Below are 4,165 nucleotides of genomic sequence, written 5' to 3'. Positions count from 1 at the left end.
GGGCTCGATCCATGGCGCGTTTTTCGGCGCCATCGTGATCGGCTTTCTGCCGCAGTTCCTGTCGATCGCCAAGGAATGGGTCGGTGGGCTGTTCGGCGGCGGAACGATTTCGGTTCCGGGGCTGGAATTCGGCGTTTTCGGCATGATCCTGATCGGCTTCATCCTGTTCGAACCGATGGGCATCTACGGGCGCTGGTTCAAGATCCGCACCTTTTTCGAGCTGTTCCCCTTCTATCGCAAGGACATGTTCAAGCGGCAGAAATCCTATCTGAAAACGGAGCGTCTGAGATGAGCCTTCTGGAACTCAAGGACACCACGCTCAAGTTCGGCGGGCTGACGGCGGTCGACAACCTGTCGTTCTCGGTCGAAAAGGGCGAGGTCTTTGCCATCGTCGGACCCAACGGCGCCGGCAAGTCGACGGTCTTCAACCTGATCTCGCGCTTCTATGACCCCTATGCCGGCTCGATCACCTTCGACGGGCATGATCTGTTGAAGTCGAAAGCCAGCGAGGTCGCCGGTTTCGGCGTCGCGCGCACCTTCCAGAACATCGAGCTCTTCGATCAGGCGACGGTGCTGGAAAACCTGCTGGTCGGGCGGCATCGGCATCGCAAAACCAATCTGGTCAGCGAATTGTTCTTCACCCCGTCGGTGCGCAAGCAGGAATTGCAGAACCGGCAGTTTGTTGAAGAGATCATCGATTATCTCGACCTTCAGGCCTATCGCGAAAAACGCATCGCCGGGCTGCCCTATGGGGTGCGCAAGGTGGTGGAAATGGCGCGGGCGCTGGCCACCGACCCCAAGCTGCTGCTGCTGGACGAACCGGCCTCGGGCCTGTCGGTCGAAGAGACCACCGACATGCGCTGGTGGATCGACGATATCCGCCGCCAGATGGGCATCACCGTGTTGATGGTCGAACATGACATGGGGCTGGTCTCGGGGGTTTCCGACCGGGTGCTGGCCATGGCCGACGGGGCGCGGCTGGCGCTGGGCAGCCCGTCCGAAGTGCAATCCGATCCGGCGGTGATCGAAGCCTATCTGGGGCATGTGGCATGAGCGAAGCAATTCTGAAAATCCGTAATATCGAGAGCTTTTACGGACCGATCATGGCCATTCGCGGCGTGTCGCTGGATGTGCACGCGGGGCGTATCGTGTCGATCCTCGGCGCCAATGGCGCCGGCAAGACCACCTTGATGAAAACCGTGTCCGGGGTGATGGACCCGGAGAAGGGCCAGATCCTGTTCGAGGGCCGCGAGATCCAGGGCCGCGAGCCGCATAAAGTGGTGCAGGAAGGCATCGTCCATGTGCCCGAGGGGCGCGAGGTGTTTCCGCTGCTGACCGTCGACGAGAACCTGTCGCTGGGCGCCTATACCCGCAAGGACGCCAAGGGCATCGCCGCCGACCGCGAGATGGTCTTCGACTATTTTCCGATCCTGAAGGAGCGCCGCAATCAGGAGGCCGGCACCCTGTCGGGCGGACAGCAGCAGATGCTGGCGATCGGGCGCGGGCTGATGGGACGGCCCAAGGTGATGCTGCTCGACGAGCCGTCGCTGGGCCTGTCGCCGCTGCTGGTCAAGGAGATCTTCACCATCCTCAAGCGGCTCAACGAAGAGCAGAACATGACCATGATGCTGGTCGAACAGAACGCCAGCGCGGCGCTGGAACTGGCCCATGACGGCTATGTGATGGAGGTCGGCCGCATCGTGATGGACGGCACGGCCGAGGAACTGATGGCCTCGGAGGACATCCAGAATTTCTATCTGGGTGTGCAGGAAGACGGTGCGCGCGAAGAGCGCCGCTGGAAACGCAAGAAGACCTGGAGGTAGCCGGGATGAACATGCAAACCCCTGTGAAGACCGCGGTTATCAACGGTGTCACCTATAATGCCGAGGCCGGCCAGCGGCCGGTTCAGGTCGATGGCTGCACCACGATCCCGGCCCTGTTCCGCCAGCGCTGCGGTGCGCTCGGCACCCGCACCGTGCACCGCGAGAAGGATCTCGGGATCTGGAAATCCTACAGCTGGGAGGATTACTGGACCCGCGCCAAATGGATCGGCATGGGGCTGCGCAAACTGGGCCTGAAGCGCGGCGAAGTGGTGTCGATCCTGTCCGAGGACCGCAAGGAATGGGCCTATTTCGACATGGGCATCCAATGCGTCGGCGGCATCGCCTCGGGGGTCTATACCACCGACAGCGCCGCCCAGCTGACCTATCTGGTCAAGGACAGCGACAGCCGGTTCCTGATCGTCGAGAACGAGGAACAGCTGGACAAGTTCCTGACCCATGAAGACGAGATGCCGGGGCTGCTCAAGGTCATCATCCTCGAGGACGAGGGGCTGCATGATCTCGACCATCCGCGCTGCATGATGATCGACGCGCTCTACGAGATCGGCCAGGCGGCGGATGCCGAGGCGCCGGGCGTCTTCGAGGCCGAGATCGAGAAGGCACAGCCCCAGGACACGGCGCTGCTGATCTATACTTCGGGCACCACCGGCATGCCCAAGGGGGCGATGCTGGCCAACGAGAACATCATGGCCGCGATCGAGGCCGGCGCGCGCCGCCTGCAATGTCTGGAAAGCGACAACCAGCTCTGTTTCCTGCCGCTGTGCCACATTCTGGAACGCGACGTGTCGATCTATTTCCCGCTGGCGGCCAAATGTGTGGTGAATTTCGCGGAAAGCCCGCAAACCGTGTTCAACAACCTGCAGGAGGTTTCTCCCAACACCTTCACGGCGGTGCCACGGGTCTGGGAAAAGATCTATTCGCAGGTGCTGATCCTGGTGCAGGAGGCGACGCCCGCCGGGCGCGCCGCCTATGCCATGGCGATGAAGGCCGGGGCGAAACGGGCCGAATACCTGCTGGCAGGCAAGCCGGTGCCGGCCGGCGTGGCGGCGCGGTTCTGGCTCTGGGACCGGCTGGTGCTGCGCAACCTGCGGCGCATGCTGGGGTTCGACAAGATGCGGCGCGGCGGCACCGGGGCGGCGCCGATCTCGCCGGAACTGCTGAAATGGTACTGGTCGATCGGGGTGCCGCTGGTCGAGGGCTATGGCATGACCGAAACCGCCGGTCTGGCGACCATGAACACCCGCCACGAGAACAGCCTTGGCACCATCGGCAGACCCATCCCCGGCTATGACATCCGCATCGCCGAGGATGGTGAGATCCAGACCAAGGGGCTCAACAATTTTCAGGGCTACTGGCGCAACAATGAAAAGACCGCCGAGACCTTTACCGATGACGGCTGGCTGCGCACCGGCGATGTGGGGCGTATCGACGACAATGGCTATGTGACCATCACCGGCCGCCTCAAGGACATCATCATCACCGCCGGCGGCAAGAACATCACCCCGGCCGAGATCGAGAGCCGGCTGAAGTTCTCGCATTACATCTCGGATGCGGTGATCATCGGCGACCGGCGCAAGTATCTCACCGCGCTGATTATGATTGATCAGGAGAATGTCGAGAAATACGCTCAGGACCTGAAGGTGCCGTTCTCGAACTTCGCCTCGCTCTGCGCCGCCAAGGAGGTCAAGGCGCTGATCGGCGCCGAAGTGCAGGCGGTGAACAAGGAATTCGCGCGGGTCGAACAGATCAAGGATTTCCGGCTGATCGACGTTCTGCTCACCGCCGAAGACGAAGAATTGACCGCGACGATGAAGCTCAAACGCTCTTATGTCGAGAAGCGCCACGCGCATCTGATCGAGGACATGTACTAGGACGCGGGTTTTCTGAAGAGACGTAAATGACGATTACCAAAGGGAGGAAAACAATGAAAACATTGGTAAAAAATCTGGCGCTGGCGGCGGGGTTGACCGCTGCGGCGACCATGGCCTCGGCCGAGGCGCAGGGGGTCTCTGACAGCGAGGTGCTGATCGGTTCGGTCAATGACCTGTCCGGCGTCTTCGCCGCGGTCGGGGTGCCCGCGACCAAGGGGGCGAACCTCTATTTCGACAAGGTCAATGCCGCCGGTGGCGTGCATGGGCGCACCATCCGCTTCATCACCGAGGATCACGGCTATCAGATGCCGCGCGCGATGCAGGGCTATAACAAGCTGCTGAACCGCGACAAGGTCTTTGCCATGATGCAGAGCCTCGGCACGCCGATGAACATGGCGGGCTTCAAGCTGTTGGATCCCAAGGGCATTCCCAACGTGGCGCCGCTGACCGCCG

At 61.8% G+C, this 4,165-nt stretch carries 4 protein-coding genes and 1 pseudogene; all 5 read left to right on the top strand.

Features of this window, described 5'->3' with window-relative positions; genetic code table 11:
• Positions 1-292 (top strand): annotated as a pseudogene (locus ABZD10_RS14085) (branched-chain amino acid ABC transporter permease); the annotation flags it as partial.
• Positions 289-1,053: an ABC transporter ATP-binding protein gene (locus ABZD10_RS14080; RefSeq protein WP_372887422.1), complete on the top strand. Its 765-nt coding sequence runs from the start codon at positions 289-291 to the stop codon at positions 1,051-1,053. The pseudogene ABZD10_RS14085 and the gene ABZD10_RS14080, both read left to right, overlap by 4 nt.
• The gene (locus tag ABZD10_RS14075; RefSeq protein WP_372887420.1) at positions 1,050-1,823 is read left to right on the top strand and encodes an ABC transporter ATP-binding protein; all 774 of its coding nucleotides are present in this window, start codon (positions 1,050-1,052) and stop codon (positions 1,821-1,823) included. The genes ABZD10_RS14080 and ABZD10_RS14075 overlap by 4 nt, the downstream gene beginning before the upstream one ends.
• A 5-nt stretch (positions 1,824-1,828) precedes the next feature.
• Positions 1,829-3,712 carry a long-chain fatty acid--CoA ligase gene (locus ABZD10_RS14070; RefSeq protein WP_372887418.1) on the top strand — a complete coding sequence of 628 codons (1,884 nt, stop codon included), beginning with the start codon at positions 1,829-1,831 and terminating at the stop codon, positions 3,710-3,712.
• A gap of 53 nt (positions 3,713-3,765) precedes the next feature.
• Positions 3,766-4,165: ABC transporter substrate-binding protein (locus ABZD10_RS14065; protein ID WP_372887416.1), on the top strand; the 400-nt coding region annotated here is incomplete at its 3' end.

The organism is Shimia sp. (assembly GCF_041624275.1).
In the GTDB taxonomy this organism is placed as follows: Bacteria; Pseudomonadota; Alphaproteobacteria; order Rhodobacterales; family Rhodobacteraceae; genus Shimia.
The sequence above is the reverse complement of the archived record's forward strand: the minus strand, read 5'-3'. Positions and strand labels throughout refer to the sequence as shown.

Coding starts and splice junctions, on each gene's coding strand:
- ABZD10_RS14070 (WP_372887418.1), top strand. CDS start 1,829: ATGAACATGCAAACCCCTGTGAAGACCGCGGTTATCAACGGTGTCACC.
- ABZD10_RS14080 (WP_372887422.1), top strand. CDS start 289: ATGAGCCTTCTGGAACTCAAGGACACCACGCTCAAGTTCGGCGGGCTG.
- ABZD10_RS14075 (WP_372887420.1), top strand. CDS start 1,050: ATGAGCGAAGCAATTCTGAAAATCCGTAATATCGAGAGCTTTTACGGA.